This is a genomic window from Palleronia aestuarii, from assembly GCF_003253995.1.
Classification (GTDB): Bacteria; Pseudomonadota; Alphaproteobacteria; order Rhodobacterales; family Rhodobacteraceae; genus Palleronia; species Palleronia aestuarii.
This window is the reverse complement of record NZ_QKZL01000002.1, coordinates 382,525-398,972: the sequence shown is the minus strand read 5'-3', so window position 1 is coordinate 398,972 and position 16,448 is coordinate 382,525. Positions and strand designations below refer to the sequence as shown.

Here is a 16,448-nt window from a genome sequence, read left to right as displayed (position 1 = left end):
GCCAAGGATCACCGGTATCTAAAGGAGGTGGACAAGTCCTCTCCCGGACATAGCCGGGCAAGCCGGGCGCGGCATGCGCGCCCGGCCAAGTTCATTACTTGAGCTCGACTTCGGCGCCAGCCGCCTCGAGCTTGCCCTTGATCTCCTCGGCTTCGTCCTTGGAGACCTGCTCCTTAACGGCCTTGCCGCCGGCCTCGACCAGCTCCTTGGCTTCCTTGAGGCCAAGCCCGGTGATCGCGCGGACTTCCTTGATGACGTTGATCTTCTGGGCCCCGGCGGCCTTCAGGATCACGTCGAATTCGGTCTGCTCCTCGGCCGCGGCGCCACCGGCGTCGCCGCCCGCAGGGCCGGCCATCATGACGGCGCCGCCAGCGGCGGGCTCGATGCCGTACTCATCCTTCAGGATCGTTTTCAGTTCCTGCGCTTCGAGAAGGGTCAGACCCACGATCTCTTCGGCAAGTTTCTTAAGATCAGCCATTGTTCAGTTCCATTCGTTCAGATGTGTTCCAACGTCGCGGAGAAATCCGCACGGGCATCACGCGGCCTCGCCGCGCTCCTCGATGGTCGTAAGGATGCTCGCGATATTCGAAGCAGGCGCGCCGATGGCCCCGGCGATGTTGCTGCCCGGTGCGCCGATGCAGCCCGCGATGGAAGCGATGAGCTCCTCGCGGCTGGGCATCTGCGACACGGCCTTCACACCGTCGCGGTCCAGAGCGTTCTCTCCCATCGCGCCGCCGAGAATCTCGAACTTCGGATTCGCCTTGGCATAATCCTCGGCCACCTTGGCTGCTGCCACGGGGTCCTCGGAATAGGTGAGAACGGTCATGCCCGTGAGGAGACCGGCAATCGATGCCGGCGGAGTCCCCTCTAGGGCGATCTTGGCGAGCTTGTTCTTGGCAACGCGCACGGACCCGCCTGCTTCGCGCGCACGCGCCCGCAGGTCCTGCATCTCGGCGACCGTGAGACCCGCGTAGTGGGAAACCACTACGACGCCAGAGCTTTCGAAGATCTGGCCGAGTTCCTCGACCACTTTCTCTTTCTGGGCTCTATCCACAGTATCACTCCAAGTTTGGAGGGCGGACCCTCCGGCTCAGTCCGACCGGGAATATCCCGGCCATGCGGTCCGAACGGGCAGGTCATCCCTGTGAGCACCCGAAGGCGTCGAATGGAAATCTCTCTTCCCGTCTCAGGCCGGAATTATGGGCGGACCCACCGGCCGTCTCGGACGAAAGCGGCACCCCGTCGCGAATCGGACGGAAGGCCACGAGGGGGCTCTCTAAACCCTGCGCGCGGCCTTGCCAAGCCATGACCGAACGAGCCCCAAAACGACGAAAGGCGGACCGAAAAAGCCCGCCTTCCAAATCCCTAATTCACGAGATGATCAGGTATTGCCCGTCGCCGAGCCGACATCGAGCGTGATGCCGGGCCCCATGGTCGAGGTCAGGGCCACCTGCTTCATGTAGGTACCCTTGGCGCCCGCGGGCTTCGCGCGGGACACGGCTTCCACGAACGCACGAATGTTCTGCGCAAGCGCCGCCTCGTCGAAGGAGGCCTTGCCGATCCCGGCATGGACGACCCCGGCCTTCTCGGCCTTGAACTGGACCTGGCCGCCCTTCGCGGCCTCCACGGCTTCCTTCACGTCCATCGTCACCGTGCCGACCTTCGGGTTCGGCATGAGGTTGCGCGGGCCGAGGATTTTACCCAGGCGGCCGACGATCGGCATCATGTCGGGGGTGGCGATGCAGCGGTCGAAATTGATCTGGCCGCCCTGGATCTGCTCCATCAGGTCCTCGGCGCCGACGATGTCGGCCCCGGCGGCCTGCGCCTCCTCGGCTTTCGGCCCGCGCGCGAAGACCGCGACGCGCACCATCTTGCCGGTCCCGTTCGGCAGCGTCACCGTGCCGCGGACCATCTGGTCGGCGTGGCGCGGATCGACGCCGAGGTTGAGCGAGATCTCCACCGTCTCGTCGAACTTCGCGGTGGCGTTCTTCTTCACCAGCGAGACGCCGTCCTCGACGCTGAGATTGTGCTTGTCCGCCACGGCTTCGCGGGCGGCGCGGGTGCGTTTTCCGATCTTCGCCATCTTATTTCACCTCGATGCCCATGGAGGACGCGGAGCCCAGGATGATCTTCATCGCGCCTTCGATGTCGTTGGCGTTCAGATCCTTCATCTTCGCCTCGGCGATCTCGCGGACCTGTTTGACGGTCACGGTACCCACGGTCTCCCGCGTGGGGGTCTTGGCGCCCGACTGAACCTTCGCGGCCTTCTTCAGGTAGTACGACGCCGGCGGCGTCTTGATGTCCATCGTGAAGGACTTGTCCTGATAGTAGGTGATCACGGTCGGGCACGGCGCGCCGGGTTCCATGTCCTGCGTGCGTGCGTTGAACGCCTTGCAGAACTCCATGATGTTGATCCCGCGTTGACCGAGCGCCGGGCCCACGGGCGGAGAGGGATTGGCCTGCCCCGCCTTCACCTGCAGCTTCATGCTGCCGATTCTCTTCTTGGCCATGACGGCCTCCTTTCCTTCGCGACAGGGCTCCGCCCCGTCCTACAATGGCCTCCGGAGAGGCCCGATTGCCGTGGTTCGATGTCCGCTCCGGAACGGAGCCTCGTCTCCCACGTCGAACGGCCGCGTCCGTGCGGCCGGGTCGGCGCGCCCGTAGCGCGCCCTCTCAGTGCTCCTTGGAGACCTGAGTGTATTCGAGCTCGACCGGAGTCGCGCGGCCGAAGATCGAGACCGAGACCTTGAGCCGCTGGTTGTCGTCGTCGACATCCTCGACCATCCCGTCGAACCCCTCGAAGGGACCGTCGGTGACCTTGACCTTCTCGCCGGTGTCGAAGGAGATCAGCGTCCGCGGGGCCTCCTCGCCTTCCTGCACACGACCGAGGATCTGCTGCACTTCCGCGTCGCGCATCGGCATCGGCCGGCCCTGCGGCCCCAGAAAGCCGGTGACGCGGTTGATCTGGCTGATAAGGTGATAGCCGTGATCGCTCATCTCCATGTGGACGAGCACGTAGCCCGGCATGAAGCGTCGTTCCGTCGGCACCTTCTTGCCGCGGCGGATCTCGATCACCTCCTCGGTCGGGACGAGGACCTCGTCGATCTCTTCCTCGAGGCCTTTCTCGGCCACCTCGGAGCGGATCTGTTCGGCGATCTTCTTCTCGAAATTCGAGAGCACGCTCACCGAATACCAACGTTTGGCCATTGCTCTGCCGTCCCCAACCGGAATTCCGTTCAAATCTCGCGCCCGTTCGTGTCGGGCAGCCGTTCGGACCGCACGCGCAACGATTCGACACGCGCCTCCCGCCGAAAGCGAGCGCCCTCCTAACGCCGGGCTGGCCCGATGGCAAGCCCGCGGGACGTTAGCCGACCATTCCGAGCAGAAGCTGAAGCCCCTGGCGGATGATGAAGTCCACGATGAAGAAGAACACTGCGGTCAGGGACGCCATGACGAAGACCATGACGGTCGTCAGGACCGTTTCCCGTCGCGTCGGCCACACGACCTTGGCGATCTCGGCCCGCACCTGCTGGATGAACTGGAGCGGATTGGTTCTGGTTGCCATGATGCGCTGTCCCTGGTGACGACATCGCGCCTGATACGTCTTCCGCGCGCCGAGATCAACCGCGCCGCACGATGCGGGACGCGGGGCGTGACGGGGCAGCCGGGGGCACGGGCGTCGCCATCCGAACGCGCCTTGCATCGAGGTGGTGACCGGCCTACCTGCACCACCGACTTCCGAGGGGAGAGAGACAATGAGCGACGACTTCAACATGTCCATGCGGACGTTCCTCAAGGAGGTGGGCGTCACGTCCCAGCAGGCGATCGAGGACGCGATGCGCGACGCCGACACGGCGGGCCGCAGCTTCGACGCGAAGGTGGTTCTGACGATCGACGGCCTCGAACTCGAACACGTCGTCACCGGTCGTATCACCGGGCGCGGGTCGGAACCCGATCCCGATCCCGACATCGCGCAAGTTCAGCCGTCATGAGCATCACCCGCGAGGACATCCTTGCCGATCTCCGGACGCTGAAGGACCCGGCGACGGGTCAGGACATCGTTTCGGCCGGCATCGTCCGGGCGCTCACGATCGACGGCGCGGCCGTGCGCTTCGTCATGGAGATCGCGCCCGAGGCCGCTCGATCCTACGAACCCGTCCGCTCGGAGGCCGAGGCGATCGTGGGTGCCCGGCCCGGTGTGGAAACCGTCTCCGCCGTTCTGACCGCGCATCAGAAACCCCAGGCGCCGCCCGACCTGAAGCCCGCGCGCCGCGCCGCGCCGTCGGGGCCCGAGCCCATTCCCGGCGTCGATCGGCTCGTCGCAATCGCCAGCGGCAAGGGCGGGGTCGGCAAGTCCACTCTGTCGTCGAACCTCGCCTGCGCACTCGCCGCGGAGGGACGCCGCGTGGGCCTGCTCGATGCCGATGTCTACGGTCCCTCGCAACCCCGAATGCTGGGCGTGACCGGCCGTCCCGCCTCGCCCGACGGCAAGACGATCCTGCCCATGCGCAGCTTTGACGTAACCATGATGTCGATCGGTCTCATGGTGAACGAGGGGCAGGCGGTCATCTGGCGTGGGCCGATGTTGATGGGGGCGCTGCAGCAGATGCTGATGCAGGTCCGTTGGGGCGAACTCGACATCCTGCTCGTCGATCTACCGCCCGGCACGGGCGACGTGTCGATGACGCTGGCGCAGAAGGCCCGGCTCGACGGTGCGATCATCGTCTCCACCCCGCAAGACGTGGCGCTCCTCGATGCGAGGAAGAGCATCGACATGTTCAAGCAGCTGAAGACCCCGATCTATGGCATGGTCGAGAACATGAGCACCCATATCTGCTCCAATTGCGGCCACGAGGAGCATGTCTTCGGCCATGGCGGCGTCGCGCGCGAATGCGAGACGCTGGGCGTGCCCCTCCTCGCGGAGATACCCCTTCATCTCGACATCCGTACCGCCTCGGATGCCGGTCGACCGATCGTCGCGGCGGACCCCGAGGGCGCGCAGGCGCGATCCTACCGTGACCTTTCGAGACGGCTGATCGAGGCCGGACAGGCCTGATCCGTACATCGATTGCCAAGTGACAGGCTGTGGATAAGTTGGTGGATGAAGGAGCGGACTCCCGGTCCGGAAGCGTCTAGGCCGGGCGCCGTATTCGTTTGCAGAGGCCCCGAAGACAGCTCTCGACGAACGATGCACCTTTCCGAGCCACGTATCTGAATCGTCGTCAATACTAGCGAATCCGGGGCCCGACAGTCTCGTTAACACGACAGAAGGTGGTTATCGGACTAGCCGGGACCTTCTGACAGGCCGCGTGGATTTTTCTCCCGCCGGACTTGTGGACAAGTGTGGATAAGTCGCTGGATGCTCGCGGTACGGAAGTGGCGATGTCCGTCTCAGGCGGCGCGGGCTCCGTCGATGATCCGTCGCATCTCCTTGATTGCGGGGTCGAGGCCAAGAAAGATCGCCTCCCCGATAAGGAAATGACCGATATTCAGCTCCGCGACCTGCGGCAGCGCGGCGATCGGCGGCACCGAGGCATAGGTCAATCCATGACCGGCATGCACCTCGAGCCCGATCTCGTCGGCGAAGGCCGCCATCTCGGTAAGTCGTTCGAGCTCAGCCGTCGCGTCCGCTTCGCGTCCCTCGGCGGCGGCATCGCAAAAGGCACCGGTGTGGAGTTCGACCACGGCGGCCCCGATCCTCCGCGCGGCCTCGATCTGCGAGCGATCGGCGGCGATGAAGATCGAGACGCGGCAGCCCGCCTCGGCGAGCGGTGCGATGAAATGCGCCAGACGGTTCTCGTCTCGCGCGACCTCGAGACCGCCTTCCGTCGTCCGCTCCTCCCTCCGCTCGGGAACGAGGCAGACCGCATGGGGGCGGTGGCGCAGTGCGATGCGCTGCATTTCCTCCGTCGCCGCCATCTCGAGGTTGAGCGGCAGGCTCAGCGCCTCCATCAGCGCCTCGATATCGGCATCGGAGATGTGGCGCCGATCCTCCCTCAGATGCGCCGTGATCCCGTCGGCCCCGGCGTCCTCGGCAAGCCTGGCGGCACGGATCGGATCGGGCTGCGATCCCCCGCGCGCGTTCCTGACGGTGGCGACATGGTCGATGTTCACGCCAAGCCTCAGTTTCTTCATGACAGATTTCCCTCGTCGATCCGCTGCGCCGTCGATCTCTGCGCCGCCATGCGCCGCCTCACGAAACGCTTTTTCATCCGGCTGATCCGCGCCTTCTGATAGGCGGAAATGAGTGGCCGGGAAATCATGTAGGCGACGACGCCCGCGATTACTCCGGGGACGAGACCGCCCACGAGATACGGCATGAACACCCGGCCGAAGAATTCGTCCATCCGCTCCCAATGGACGACCTCCGGCGTGAGGAGTGCCCGGAGGTTCCACCACAACTCGACGGAAACCTGGCTGAACGCATCGAAGGTCTGGTGGAGCGGCATCGGGCGATCCAGTCCCAGCATCCGGGTCCCGAGCTCTACGGAAAGACCGGCGATGAGCGGGAAGGTGAGTGGATTGCCGAAGAAGGTCGCGAGAAGCGAGGCGACGATGTTGCCGCCCATGAGCCAGGCGAGGCCCGCCGCGATCCCGAAATGCAGCCCGAAGAACGGCGTGAAGCAGACGAAGACCCCGGCCGCGATCCCGCGGCTGATCTTGTAGGCCGGATCGGGCAGACGCCGGAGCCGATAGGCCATGTAGAGGATCGCCCGGAGCCAGCCGCCGCGCGGCCAGAACCATCGGCCTAGAGCCGCGAGGGTGCTGCGTGGCGTGCGGCGCTTGAACACGTCGTCTCGACCCTTTCCGTCATGGCCGCCTTTCGGGATCGCGCACCCGATAGATCGTCGCGACGTCCGAATCCGATTCCAATGCCAGTTTCACCGCATGCATATGCTCGATGCTGCGCAGGTCAACATCCATCACCAGGCGGTAAAAATCCTGTTTGCGGTCGAGGAACTTCAGGTCCGAGATATTGGCCTTCTGGGCGCCAATCAGCGAGCAGATCCGCCCCAATACCCCGGCATCGTTCAGGATCGTCATGTCGAACGTCGTGGTATGCACGGCCGGATGGTTGCCGGAATGCCACTGGAGGTCGATCCAGCGCTCCGGCTCGTCATCGAGCTCGACCAGCGTGGGACAGTCGATCGCGTGGATCCGCACACCCTGTCCGCGGTAGGTGATGCCGACGATCCGCTCGCCCGGCAGGGGCTGGCAGCAATCGGCGCGCTGGAACGTCTGGTCGGGTTCGAGCCCCACGATCGCCGCATGCGCATCGATCTCGTCGCCGCGACGGTCGGATAGATCCGGATAGAGCACCTCGATGACGCGCCGCGTCTCCAGCTCCGCCGAGCCGAGCCGGGCGAGAAGCTCGTCGCCGTTGGGCAGGTGCAGCTCCTTCGCCGCCATGGACAGCGCCTTGCTGGTCATCCGTTTCTCCACGCCGTCGAAGGCGACGCGGGCAAGTTCTCGGCCGAGGCGGATGAACCGGGCGCGATCCTCCTCGCGGAGCGACCGGCGGATGGCCGATTTGGCACGTCCCGTCACCGCGATGTCCATCCAGGTCGATTGCGGCCGCTGGCCTTCGGCGGCGAGGATCTCGCAGCTCTGCCCGTTCCTCAACCGCGTCCAGAGCGGCACGCGCACGCCATCGACCTTAGCGCCGACGCAGGAATCGCCGATCCGGGTATGGATCGCATAGGCGAAGTCAAGCGGCGTCGCGCCCTTCGGCAACTTCACCACCTCCCCCTTCGGCGTGAAGCAGAACACCTGGTCCGAGTACATCTCGAGCTTTACCGCCTCGAGGAACTCGTCGTGATCCGCGCCGACGTCGAACTGCTCCGTCAACGACGAGATCCAGCCGGCGGGATCGACGGCGAACGGGTTCTCCACGCGTTCGCCGTCGCGATAGGACCAATGTGCCGCCACGCCGGTCTCGGCAACCTCGTGCATCTGCCGTGTGCGGATCTGCACCTCGACCCTCTTGCCGTCACGTCCCGACACGGTCGTATGGATCGAGCGATAGCCGTTCGACTTCGGCTGGCTGATGTAATCCTTGAACCGCCCGGGCACCGCGCGCCAGCGTTGGTGGATCGCGCCCAGCACGGCGTAGCATTGCGCTTCCGTCGCGACGATCACGCGAAACCCGTAGATGTCGGAGAGCCGCGAGAAGCCGATCCGCTTCTCCTCCATCTTGCGCCAAATCGAGAACGGACGCTTGGCCCGCCCCAGCACCTCGCCGCGGATGCCCACCCGGTCCATCTCCACCCGGATGTCGCTGGTGATCTTGTCGATCACGTCACCGGCCTCGCGCTGCAGCGTGATGAAGCGGCGGATGATCGATTGTCGCCCCTCGGGGTTCAGGACGCCGAACGCCAGATCCTCAAGTTCCTCGCGCATCCACTGCATGCCCATCCGGCCGGCGAGCGGGGCGTAAATGTCCATCGTCTCGCGCGACTTGCGCAACTGGCCTTCGGGGTTCATCGACTTGATCGTCCGCATGTTGTGCAGGCGATCGGCGAGCTTCACCAGGATGACACGGAGATCCCGGCTCATCGCCATGAAGAGCTTGCGGAAGTTCTCCGCCTGCTTCGTCTCGCGGGAATTCAGCTGAAGCTTGGTGAGCTTGGTCACGCCATCGACGAGGTCGGCGATCTCCTTGCCGAACCGTCTGGCGAGATCGTCATGCGAAGCGCGGGTGTCCTCGACCGTGTCGTGGAGGAGCGCCGTGACGATCGTCGAATCGTCGAGCCGCTGTTCCGACAGGATCATCGCGACGGCGAGGGGGTGAGTGATATAGGGCTCGCCGGAATGGCGGAACTGCCCCTCGTGCATCTCCTTGCCGAACGCGTAGGCGCGGCGGATCAGGTCGGTATCGGTCGTCGGGTGGTAGGATCGAACCCGGGCGATCAGGCCGCAGATATCATCCATGCCACCCCTGATCCCGTCCAAACTTAGGGCTGGCCCTGGGCTTCCATCAGGGCGCGCAGGAGCTTCTCTTCGGACATGTCGTCCTCGGCGGGCTTGTCCTGCTCCGCGCCCATCAGAAGGGACATCGTATCCTCTTCGGGCTCGTCGACCTCGATCTGGGTCTGATGCGATTCGATCATCCGCTCGCGCAGATCGTCGGCCTGCTGCGTTTCTTCAGCGATCTCGCGCAGGCTGACGACCGGGTTCTTGTCGTTGTCCCGGTCCACGGTCGGCGTCGATCCTGCGGTGATCTCGCGGGCGCGATGCGCGGCGAGCATGACGAGCTCGAACCGATTGGGAACCTTGTCGACGCAATCTTCGACTGTCACGCGGGCCATGGACAACCTCCGGGTCTGGGAACTCGGACCGGGAGGGGCCGGCTCCGAGATGTCACGGGAAGTGGCGTCTTAGGGCAGTTGATTGGCATTGACAAGCGCGTTTCATCTTGATCCGCGCTCCGTGATCGGTTCGATCCCGGCGAAAGCCGCGGCATCCAGTGCATCGTGCATCTGCCGTGCGCTTCTCTGCGTCACCGGATGCACCCAATCTGGCGCGACGTCGCAAAGCGGCGCGAGCACGAAACCGCGATCCTGCAGACGTGGATGCGGCAGGATCAACTCTTGCGGGGCGTGGTGCATCTGGTCCCGTGGTGAGAGGGTCATCCAGTTGCGTTGGACCGCTATGTCGGGCAGCACGATCCCGTCGACCGCGACGAGATCGATGTCGATCCGCCGGGCGCCCCATCGTTCCTGCCTGACCCGCCCGAGCCGTTCCTCGACCGAGTGGCATCGCTCGAGGAGGCTTTCCGGATCGAGCGCGCTGCGAAACACGGCGGCGGCGTTGGCGAAATCGGGACCCGACCCGAGGGGAAAGGCGGGCGTCCGGAAGTACCGGCTCCGCGCGACCAGTTGCAGATCGGACCCCGAAAGAAGGGTGAGAGCGCGGTCCAGCGTGGCGCACCGCAATATCTCGTTGTCTTCCGGCAAATTGGATCCCAGACAAATGATCGCGTTTCGCAGCGTCACTACCCCTTCCCCCCTATTGCGTCGGCCGTTCTTACCTATATTCCCCACGTTCATTCGCACCCCCACGAGACACCGCCAATCTGCGAATGGGCTTATTGAGCCGGCACAAAAGGATTTTGGGACATGTTTTATCGCGACGAGCGGCTGGCCCTGTTCATAGACGGCGCCAATCTTTACGCGGCTGCCAAGGCTCTCGGGTTCGATATCGATTACAAGCTCCTGCGGCAGGAATTCCTGCGCCGGGGCAAGCTTCTGCGGGCCTTCTACTACACCGCGCTTCTCGACAACGACGAATATTCGCCAATTCGGCCGCTGATCGACTGGCTGCATTACAATGGCTTCACGATGGTCACGAAGCCGGCCAAGGAATTCACCGACAGCCAGGGGCGTCGCAAGGTGAAGGGCAACATGGACATCGAGCTTACGGTCGACGCCATGGAGCTCGCACCGCGGGTGGACCATATCGTGCTGTTCTCCGGAGACGGCGATTTCCGCCCCCTGGTGGAGGCGCTTCAACGTGCCGGCGTCCGGGTTTCCGTCGTCTCGACGATCCGCAGCCAGCCCCCCATGATCGCGGACGAGCTGCGCCGTCAGGCCGACAACTTCATCGAGCTCGACGAGCTTCGCGACGTGATCGGCCGGGCACCTCGCGACGATCATGCACGCGCCGTGAACGACTGAGCCTCGGGTTTACGCGACGCCCTGCCGACACTAGGTTTGCCGCATGGAACGCGATGACTGGAACCCTTCCCTGAAACTCTATCTCGCCGCACCGCGCGGATTCTGCGCGGGTGTCGATCGGGCGATCAAGATCGTCGAGATGGCGATCGAGAAATGGGGCGCGCCCGTCTACGTTCGTCACGAGATCGTGCATAACCGCTACGTCGTGGACGGTCTGCGCGAGAAGGGCGCCGTCTTCGTCGAGACGCTCGACGAGGCGCCGGACGACCGCCCGGTGATCTTCTCCGCCCACGGCGTTCCCAAATCCGTGCCGGCGGCGGCCAGGGCGCGCGAGATGGTCTATGTAGACGCGACCTGCCCGCTCGTCTCCAAAGTTCATATCGAGGCGGAACGTCACCACGAAAACGGATTGCAGATCGTCATGATCGGCCATTCCGGCCATCCGGAAACGGAAGGCACGATGGGCCAGCTCCCCGAGGGGGAAGTGATCCTCGTCGAAGAGACGGCAGATGTCGAACGGATCGCGGTGCGCGATCCCGACCGGCTCGCCTTCGTGACCCAGACGACGCTGAGCGTCGATGACACGGTCGACATCGTGGCTGCCCTCAAGGCCCGCTTTCCGGGCATCGTCGGGCCGCACAAGGAAGACATCTGCTACGCCACGACGAACCGCCAGGAAGCGGTGAAGGCGATCGCCCCTCATGTCGAGGCGCTTCTGGTCGTGGGCGCGCCGAACTCCTCCAATTCGAAGCGCCTCGTCGAAGTCGGGCGGAAGGCCGGATGCAGCTATGCGCAGCTCGTGCAGCGTGCAGACGACATCGACTGGCGCGCGCTCGACGGCATCCGGTCGGTGGGCGTCACGGCCGGCGCGTCTGCGCCCGACATCCTGATCGAGGAAGTTGTGAACGCGTTCCACGACCGCTATTCGGTCACCGTCGAGACGGTGGAGACGGCGCGCGAAACAGTGGAGTTCAAGGTACCGCGCGTCCTGCGCGTGCCGGCGTGACCGACGGACGCGCCGGTGCGGCGACCACCATACCGCGTGCGGCGCTCCTGCTCGGGCTCGGCGGACTGATCCCGTTCGTCTGGGGCGCCGTGACACTCCTCGTGCCGGCCGCGGGCGCCGCCGGTGCCGATCTGCTCGGCCCGCGCTTCGTCGGACCCTATATCCAGCTCGCCTACGGGACGGTCATCCTGTCCTTCATGTCCGGTGCGCTTTGGGGCTTCGCCACGCGGGCGGAGGGCGCGGTCGCGGCGAGCGGCTACGCCCTCTCCGTGCTGCCCGCCCTCTGGGCCTTCTTCTTCGTCGGCGGGGGACCGGTCTCGGCGGCGATATATCTCGCGGCGGGATTCGTCGGCATCCTCGGCCTCGACTGGATGTTCTGGCGGCAGGGTTTGGCACCCGCCTGGTGGATGCAGTTGCGTATCCTGCTCACGGTCGTGGTCGTGGCCTGCCTCCTTCCGATTATCGTCTGACCCTCGGACAGATTGCCGTCCTCGCGGTCTCAGATTTCCCGGGAGGTCGTCGCCGGTCGGTGCACCTCGTCAAATCCCGCTCTCGCGAAAAGGCCCGCGATCCTGTACTGACCCACGAATTGCGCTCATACGCCACGGTCGATTTGGATTCACGCACCGCATTTACGCACGGTATGAGCAACGAGAACCGCTTACCCGACAAGGCGGCAGCGAGAGACTTGGGAGGTAGGAATGACGATCGATCAGCGGACACTCGATGTCTACGCTGCACTGATCGACGATTACGTCGAGAAGATCGCGATAAGGCGGGCCGGACCCAGCCCGGAACTGGACCGTTTCGTCCGCGCGCTTCCCGAAGGGACCGGTGCCGTGCTCGACTGGGGTGCCGGAATGGGCCAATCCGCCTCGCTACTCGAAGGGTTGGGCGTACGGGTGGAAGCGACCGATGCGAGCCGCGAAATGGCCGACGTGGCGCGGGAACTCGGCATCACCGTCCGTATCGAACCCTTCGAGGCGCTCGAGCCGGGCGAGCGATTCCGCGGCATTTGGTCCCATATCTCGCTCTGTCATGCGCCCCGCGACGCAATTTCGGGCCTGGTCGCGCTGGCACATTCGGTCCTCGTTCCCGGAGGCATCTTCTACATGACGAGCAAGGCCGGTAGCGGCGAAGGCAGGGACACGCTGGGACGCTTCTTCTCGTATTGGGAAATCGCGGATCTCGACAGGATCACCTCAAAAACAGGTTTGGAGAAGATGTTCGCCTCGGAGTATCACGATACCGGTTTCACCGGGCAGACCGACAGGTGCGTCATCCATATGTCGCGCAAGCCCGATGCCTGATCTCTTCGCCTATACCGACGGCGCCTGCTCCGGCAATCCCGGCCCTGGCGGCTGGGGCGCGCTCCTCGTCGCCCGCGAGGGCGAGCGCGTGGTGAAGAGCCGTGACCTCTCGGGCGGCGAGGCGCTCACGACCAACAACCGCATGGAGCTCCTGGCTGCGATCACCGCTCTCGAGAGCCTTGCCCGGGCCAGCGCCATCACCATCGTCACCGACAGCCAGTACGTGAAGAACGGGGTTGAGAGCTGGATCCACGGCTGGAAGCGGAACGGCTGGAAGACCTCCGCCAAGAAGCCGGTGAAGAACGAGGATCTCTGGAAACGCCTCGACGCGGCGCAGTCCCGCCACGACGTCACGTGGTCCTGGGTGAAGGGCCATGCCGGCCATCCGGAGAACGAACGCGCGGACGAACTCGCCCGCGAGGGCATGGCGCCGTTCAAGCAGGGCCGCGAGAAGGCCTGAGCCGAGAGGTCAGTCGAGACGCGCGGGCATCCGGAAGCCCAGAAGAGCGTCCCTGGCCGCGGCGGGCCGCTTGCCCGACCGCTGCACTTCCGTAATCTCGACGGCGCCCGTGCCACAGGCGATGCGAAACCCGTCGAGGACCGCCCCCGGTTCACCCGCCCCCTCCGCCATTCGGGAGCGCAGGAGCTTCACCCGCTCGCCCGCGATCTCGCACCACGCGCCCGGAAAGGGGGAGAGGCCGCGGATTTGCCTGTCGATCTCCTCGGCCGGGCGGGACCAGTCGATCCGCGCCTCCGCCTTGTCGATCTTCGCGGCGTAGGTTGCGCCCGTTTCCGGCTGCGCCATCTCCGGGACGAGACCCAGCCGGTCGAGCGCGGAGACGACGAGCCGGGCGCCGAGGGCTGCGAGACGGTCATGCAGGTCCCCGGTCGTCGTCTCCGCCTCGATCGGCTCTTCCGCGCGCAACAGCACCGGACCGGTATCGAGCCCCGCCTCCATCCGCATGATGCAGACGCCCGTTTCCGCATCCCCCGCCATCACCGCCCGGTGGATGGGCGCGGCCCCGCGCCAGCGCGGCAGCAGCGAGGCGTGGATGTTGAGACATCCGTGATCGGGCGCGTCGAGCACCGCCCGCGGCAGGATGAGGCCATAGGCCACGACGACGGCGATCTCCGCCCCGAGGGAGGCGAAGGCCTCCTGCTCCTCCGCGCCCTTCAGAGAAACCGGATGGCGCACGGGGATCCCCATCGCCTCCGCCCGGATCTGCACGGGGGAGGGCCGGTCGCGCTTGCCCCGGCCTGCCGGACGCGGCGGCTGGGTATAGACGGCCGCGACCTCGTGCCCCGCCGAGGCAAGCGCATCGAGCGCCGGAACGGAGAAGTCGGGCGTACCCATGAAGACCACGCGCATCCCTCAGACCTCCGAAAGGCGCCGCGCGCGGCGCAGGAGCATGTCGCGCTTCACCCGGCTCAGCCGGTCGAAATACATTTTGCCGTTCAGGTGGTCGATCTGGTGCTGCACGCTCGTGGCCCAGAGATGGACGAAATCCCGCTCCTGCGGTGTCCCTTCCGCATCGAGGAACCGCACCGTCACGGCGCGTGGACGCTCGATGCGGGCGGAAACGCCGGGCAGGTTCGGGGATGCCTCCTCATGAACCCGCGGCTCGACGCTGGCGTGCAGGATCTCCGGGTTCGCCATGCGGATCGCCTGCCCGCGCGCCTCCGACGCATCGACGACGGCAAGGCGCAGCATCACCCCGATCTGCGGCCCGGCGAGCCCCACTCCCGGCATCGCCTCCATCGTATCGATCATGTCGTCCCAGATGGACCGGATCTCGTCGGTGACGGCCTCCACCGGCGCGGTTGCGGTCCGAAGCCGCCGGTCGGGCCAGGGAAGGACGGTTCTAGCCGTCATAGGCCGCCTCGAGCGCCGCGCGATCCTCGACCCGGTCGAAGGTTACGATCCCGTCGAGATGGTCCATCTCGTGCTGCGCGATCCGGGCGGCGGCTCCGTCGAGATCGGCCTGCCGCGCGACGCCATTCTCGTCCGTCCAGCCCATCCGGACGGCGTTCGGCCGGACGATCCGCGCGGTGACGCCGGGGATCGAGAGGCACCCCTCCTCTCCCTCTTCCTGCGCGTCGGAGACCGACAGAAACACGGGATCGACGCAGATCCGAGGTTCCGGCCGCCCCTCCTTCCAGCCGGCGTCCATCACGAAGAGCCGGATCAAGCGGCCCACCTGAGGCGCGGCGAGACCGCGGCCCGGCGCCGCGTACATCGTCTCGAGCATGTCGGACGCGAGCTCTCTCACGTCGTCGGTGACCTGACCTACCGGAACGCAGACCTGCGTCAGGCGCGGATCGGGCCAACGGAGGATCTCGAGGCGGCTCACGAGCCAAGATACGCGGCCGCGTCCGGCGCGCCGTTCATCATCGTCGCCACGAACCGGGCCCGCTCCTCCGCGATCGGCTCGAGCTCCCAGACGCAGGCGCTGAGCGGGCGATCGTCCATCGACACGAAATCGGTCGCATCGGGATCGGAGCGCGACAGGCGCTGGCAGAGGATGTCGCCATGCGCCCACCAATCCATGAGAAGCCAGGTTCCCGCCTCCCCGCGATGGAGTACGACGAAGCCCACGCCCACAGCACCCCCCTCCTCTTCCACGGTCTCGGGCAGCACGGAGGCGGCATGATCGCGCGCCGCGTCGAGGAGCGGCCGGGGTGGCGTCTCGTTTTCCCGTGCGTCGATCCAATGAACTCGCAGTCCCAAGGAACCCACCCGCCAGGGCGCGAGGACCCGCCGCAATCGCGGCGCGTAGACGGGACCGGGGGATTGCGTCATCCGGTTCACGCCCGCGCCCGCTCCCGCTTCAGCTTCGCCATCTTGCGGGTGATCATCTGACGCTTCAGCGGCTTGAGATAATCGATGAAGAGCTTGCCATCGAGATGGTCGATCTCGTGCTGGACGCAGGTGGCCCAGAGGCCCGTGAACCGTTCCGTCTGCGGCTTGCCCTCGAGGTCGGTCCAGGTAACCTCCACCTCCGCGGGGCGGGTCACGTCCGCATATTGATCGGGGATCGACAGGCACCCCTCCTCGTAGGTCGCGGCTTCCTCGGAGGACCAGGTGATCTCGGGATCGACGAGCACCAGGGGCCGGGGCGTGGCGCCCTCCTCCTTCACGCAATCCATGACGAGGAGGCGGATCGAGCGGCCGATCTGCGGCGCGGCGAGGCCGATCCCGGGCGCGTCGTACATCGTCTGCAGCATGTCCTCGGCGAGCGTGCGGATCTCCTCGGTGATCTCGCCCACCGGTGCGGCGACGGTTTTCAACCGCGGATCGGGATGGATGAGGATCGGTCGGATGGTCATGCGGGCCCAGATAAACGTGAAGGTCAATTCGGGCAAGGGAGAGGAGCGGACAGGCACGCGATCCGGGGTACCGCTTTTCGCTTGAGCTCGATCCTCGTTCTGACACTCTTCCGCGCAATCCACAGGAGT

At 65.6% G+C, this 16,448-nt stretch carries 23 protein-coding genes; 7 read left to right on the top strand and 16 right to left on the bottom strand.

Annotated features, from left to right (window positions below):
- Window positions 1–94: 94 nt before the first annotated feature.
- From rplL to secE, 6 genes are all read right to left on the bottom strand, one after another.
- Window positions 95–478: a 50S ribosomal protein L7/L12 gene (gene rplL / locus LX81_RS04055; RefSeq protein ID WP_111535996.1), complete on the bottom strand. Its 384-nt coding sequence runs from the start codon at window positions 476–478 to the stop codon at window positions 95–97.
- 57 nt (window positions 479–535) lie between these two features.
- A complete protein-coding gene (rplJ, locus tag LX81_RS04050; RefSeq protein ID WP_111535995.1) occupies window positions 536–1,054 on the bottom strand; it encodes a 50S ribosomal protein L10 in 519 nt (172 codons plus the stop codon).
- A gap of 327 nt (window positions 1,055–1,381) precedes the next feature.
- Window positions 1,382–2,083 carry a 50S ribosomal protein L1 gene (gene rplA, locus LX81_RS04045; RefSeq protein ID WP_111535994.1) on the bottom strand — a complete coding sequence of 234 codons (702 nt, stop codon included), beginning with the start codon at window positions 2,081–2,083 and terminating at the stop codon, window positions 1,382–1,384.
- A gap of 1 nt (window position 2,084) precedes the next feature.
- Window positions 2,085–2,510: a 50S ribosomal protein L11 gene (gene rplK, locus LX81_RS04040; RefSeq protein ID WP_111535993.1), complete on the bottom strand. Its 426-nt coding sequence runs from the start codon at window positions 2,508–2,510 to the stop codon at window positions 2,085–2,087.
- A gap of 163 nt (window positions 2,511–2,673) precedes the next feature.
- The gene (nusG, locus tag LX81_RS04035; RefSeq protein WP_111535992.1) at window positions 2,674–3,207 is read right to left on the bottom strand and encodes a transcription termination/antitermination protein NusG; all 534 of its coding nucleotides are present in this window, start codon (window positions 3,205–3,207) and stop codon (window positions 2,674–2,676) included.
- Between the two features lie 157 nt (window positions 3,208–3,364).
- Window positions 3,365–3,565: a preprotein translocase subunit SecE gene (gene secE, locus LX81_RS04030; RefSeq protein WP_111535991.1), complete on the bottom strand. Its 201-nt coding sequence runs from the start codon at window positions 3,563–3,565 to the stop codon at window positions 3,365–3,367.
- Between the two features lie 190 nt (window positions 3,566–3,755).
- Between secE and LX81_RS04025 the strand changes: the two genes are divergently transcribed.
- Both LX81_RS04025 and LX81_RS04020 read left to right on the top strand, forming a co-directional pair.
- Window positions 3,756–3,992: a DUF6494 family protein gene (locus tag LX81_RS04025; protein WP_111535990.1), complete on the top strand. Its 237-nt coding sequence runs from the start codon at window positions 3,756–3,758 to the stop codon at window positions 3,990–3,992.
- Window positions 3,989–5,056, top strand: coding sequence for an Mrp/NBP35 family ATP-binding protein (locus LX81_RS04020; RefSeq protein WP_111535989.1), 1,068 nt, complete (start codon window positions 3,989–3,991; stop codon window positions 5,054–5,056). The genes LX81_RS04025 and LX81_RS04020 overlap by 4 nt, the downstream gene beginning before the upstream one ends.
- Window positions 5,057–5,391: 335 nt before the next feature.
- On the opposite strand, the gene LX81_RS04015 is transcribed toward LX81_RS04020, so the two are convergent.
- The 5 genes from LX81_RS04015 to folK all read right to left on the bottom strand — a co-directional run bounded on the left by LX81_RS04015 (window position 5,392) and on the right by folK (window position 9,995).
- The gene (locus tag LX81_RS04015) at window positions 5,392–6,135 is read right to left on the bottom strand and encodes a pyridoxine 5'-phosphate synthase (RefSeq protein WP_111535988.1); all 744 of its coding nucleotides are present in this window, start codon (window positions 6,133–6,135) and stop codon (window positions 5,392–5,394) included.
- Window positions 6,132–6,791, bottom strand: coding sequence for a DUF2062 domain-containing protein (locus LX81_RS04010; protein WP_111535987.1), 660 nt, complete (start codon window positions 6,789–6,791; stop codon window positions 6,132–6,134). The genes LX81_RS04015 and LX81_RS04010 overlap by 4 nt, the downstream gene beginning before the upstream one ends.
- Before the next feature lie 19 nt (window positions 6,792–6,810).
- A complete protein-coding gene (locus LX81_RS04005; protein ID WP_111535986.1) occupies window positions 6,811–8,931 on the bottom strand; it encodes a RelA/SpoT family protein in 2,121 nt (706 codons plus the stop codon).
- Between the two features lie 23 nt (window positions 8,932–8,954).
- Window positions 8,955–9,308 (bottom strand): DNA-directed RNA polymerase subunit omega, encoded by a 354-nt coding sequence (gene rpoZ / locus LX81_RS04000; protein ID WP_111535985.1) that lies wholly within the window; start codon window positions 9,306–9,308, stop codon window positions 8,955–8,957.
- Window positions 9,309–9,410: 102 nt separating this feature from the next.
- On the bottom strand, window positions 9,411–9,995 hold the full coding sequence (gene folK, locus LX81_RS03995; RefSeq protein ID WP_373280263.1) for a 2-amino-4-hydroxy-6-hydroxymethyldihydropteridine diphosphokinase: 585 nt from the start codon (window positions 9,993–9,995) through the stop codon (window positions 9,411–9,413).
- A gap of 123 nt (window positions 9,996–10,118) precedes the next feature.
- On the opposite strand from folK, the gene LX81_RS03990 reads away from it, so the two are divergent.
- The 5 genes from LX81_RS03990 (at window position 10,119) to rnhA (ending at window position 13,452) form a co-directional block, all read left to right on the top strand.
- Window positions 10,119–10,676 carry a LabA-like NYN domain-containing protein gene (locus LX81_RS03990; RefSeq protein WP_111535983.1) on the top strand — a complete coding sequence of 186 codons (558 nt, stop codon included), beginning with the start codon at window positions 10,119–10,121 and terminating at the stop codon, window positions 10,674–10,676.
- 43 nt (window positions 10,677–10,719) lie between these two features.
- Complete coding sequence (ispH, locus tag LX81_RS03985; RefSeq protein WP_111535982.1) at window positions 10,720–11,682, top strand: 4-hydroxy-3-methylbut-2-enyl diphosphate reductase; 963 nt, start codon at window positions 10,720–10,722, stop codon at window positions 11,680–11,682.
- The gene (locus LX81_RS03980; protein ID WP_111535981.1) at window positions 11,679–12,152 is read left to right on the top strand and encodes a DUF3429 domain-containing protein; all 474 of its coding nucleotides are present in this window, start codon (window positions 11,679–11,681) and stop codon (window positions 12,150–12,152) included. Before ispH ends, LX81_RS03980 begins: the two co-directional genes overlap by 4 nt.
- Before the next feature lie 231 nt (window positions 12,153–12,383).
- Window positions 12,384–12,992, top strand: coding sequence for a class I SAM-dependent methyltransferase (locus tag LX81_RS03975; RefSeq protein ID WP_111535980.1), 609 nt, complete (start codon window positions 12,384–12,386; stop codon window positions 12,990–12,992).
- Window positions 12,985–13,452 carry a ribonuclease HI gene (gene rnhA / locus LX81_RS03970; protein WP_111535979.1) on the top strand — a complete coding sequence of 156 codons (468 nt, stop codon included), beginning with the start codon at window positions 12,985–12,987 and terminating at the stop codon, window positions 13,450–13,452. The genes LX81_RS03975 and rnhA overlap by 8 nt, the downstream gene beginning before the upstream one ends.
- 9 nt (window positions 13,453–13,461) lie before the next feature.
- On the opposite strand, the gene fmt is transcribed toward rnhA, so the two are convergent.
- The 5 genes from fmt to def (LX81_RS03945) are packed head-to-tail and all read right to left on the bottom strand — an operon-like array spanning window position 13,462 to window position 16,319.
- Complete coding sequence (gene fmt / locus LX81_RS03965) at window positions 13,462–14,361, bottom strand: methionyl-tRNA formyltransferase (RefSeq protein WP_111535978.1); 900 nt, start codon at window positions 14,359–14,361, stop codon at window positions 13,462–13,464.
- 3 nt (window positions 14,362–14,364) lie between these two features.
- Window positions 14,365–14,865, bottom strand: a complete 501-nt coding sequence (gene def, locus LX81_RS03960; RefSeq protein ID WP_111535977.1) for a peptide deformylase — start codon at window positions 14,863–14,865, stop codon at window positions 14,365–14,367.
- Window positions 14,855–15,343 carry a peptide deformylase gene (def, locus tag LX81_RS03955; protein WP_111535976.1) on the bottom strand — a complete coding sequence of 163 codons (489 nt, stop codon included), beginning with the start codon at window positions 15,341–15,343 and terminating at the stop codon, window positions 14,855–14,857. Before def (LX81_RS03955) ends, def (LX81_RS03960) begins: the two co-directional genes overlap by 11 nt.
- Window positions 15,340–15,792, bottom strand: a complete 453-nt coding sequence (locus LX81_RS03950; RefSeq protein ID WP_146259384.1) for a hypothetical protein — start codon at window positions 15,790–15,792, stop codon at window positions 15,340–15,342. The genes def (LX81_RS03955) and LX81_RS03950 overlap by 4 nt, the downstream gene beginning before the upstream one ends.
- A gap of 5 nt (window positions 15,793–15,797) precedes the next feature.
- Window positions 15,798–16,319, bottom strand: a complete 522-nt coding sequence (gene def, locus LX81_RS03945; RefSeq protein ID WP_111536037.1) for a peptide deformylase — start codon at window positions 16,317–16,319, stop codon at window positions 15,798–15,800.
- Between the last annotated feature and the right edge of the window lie 129 nt (window positions 16,320–16,448).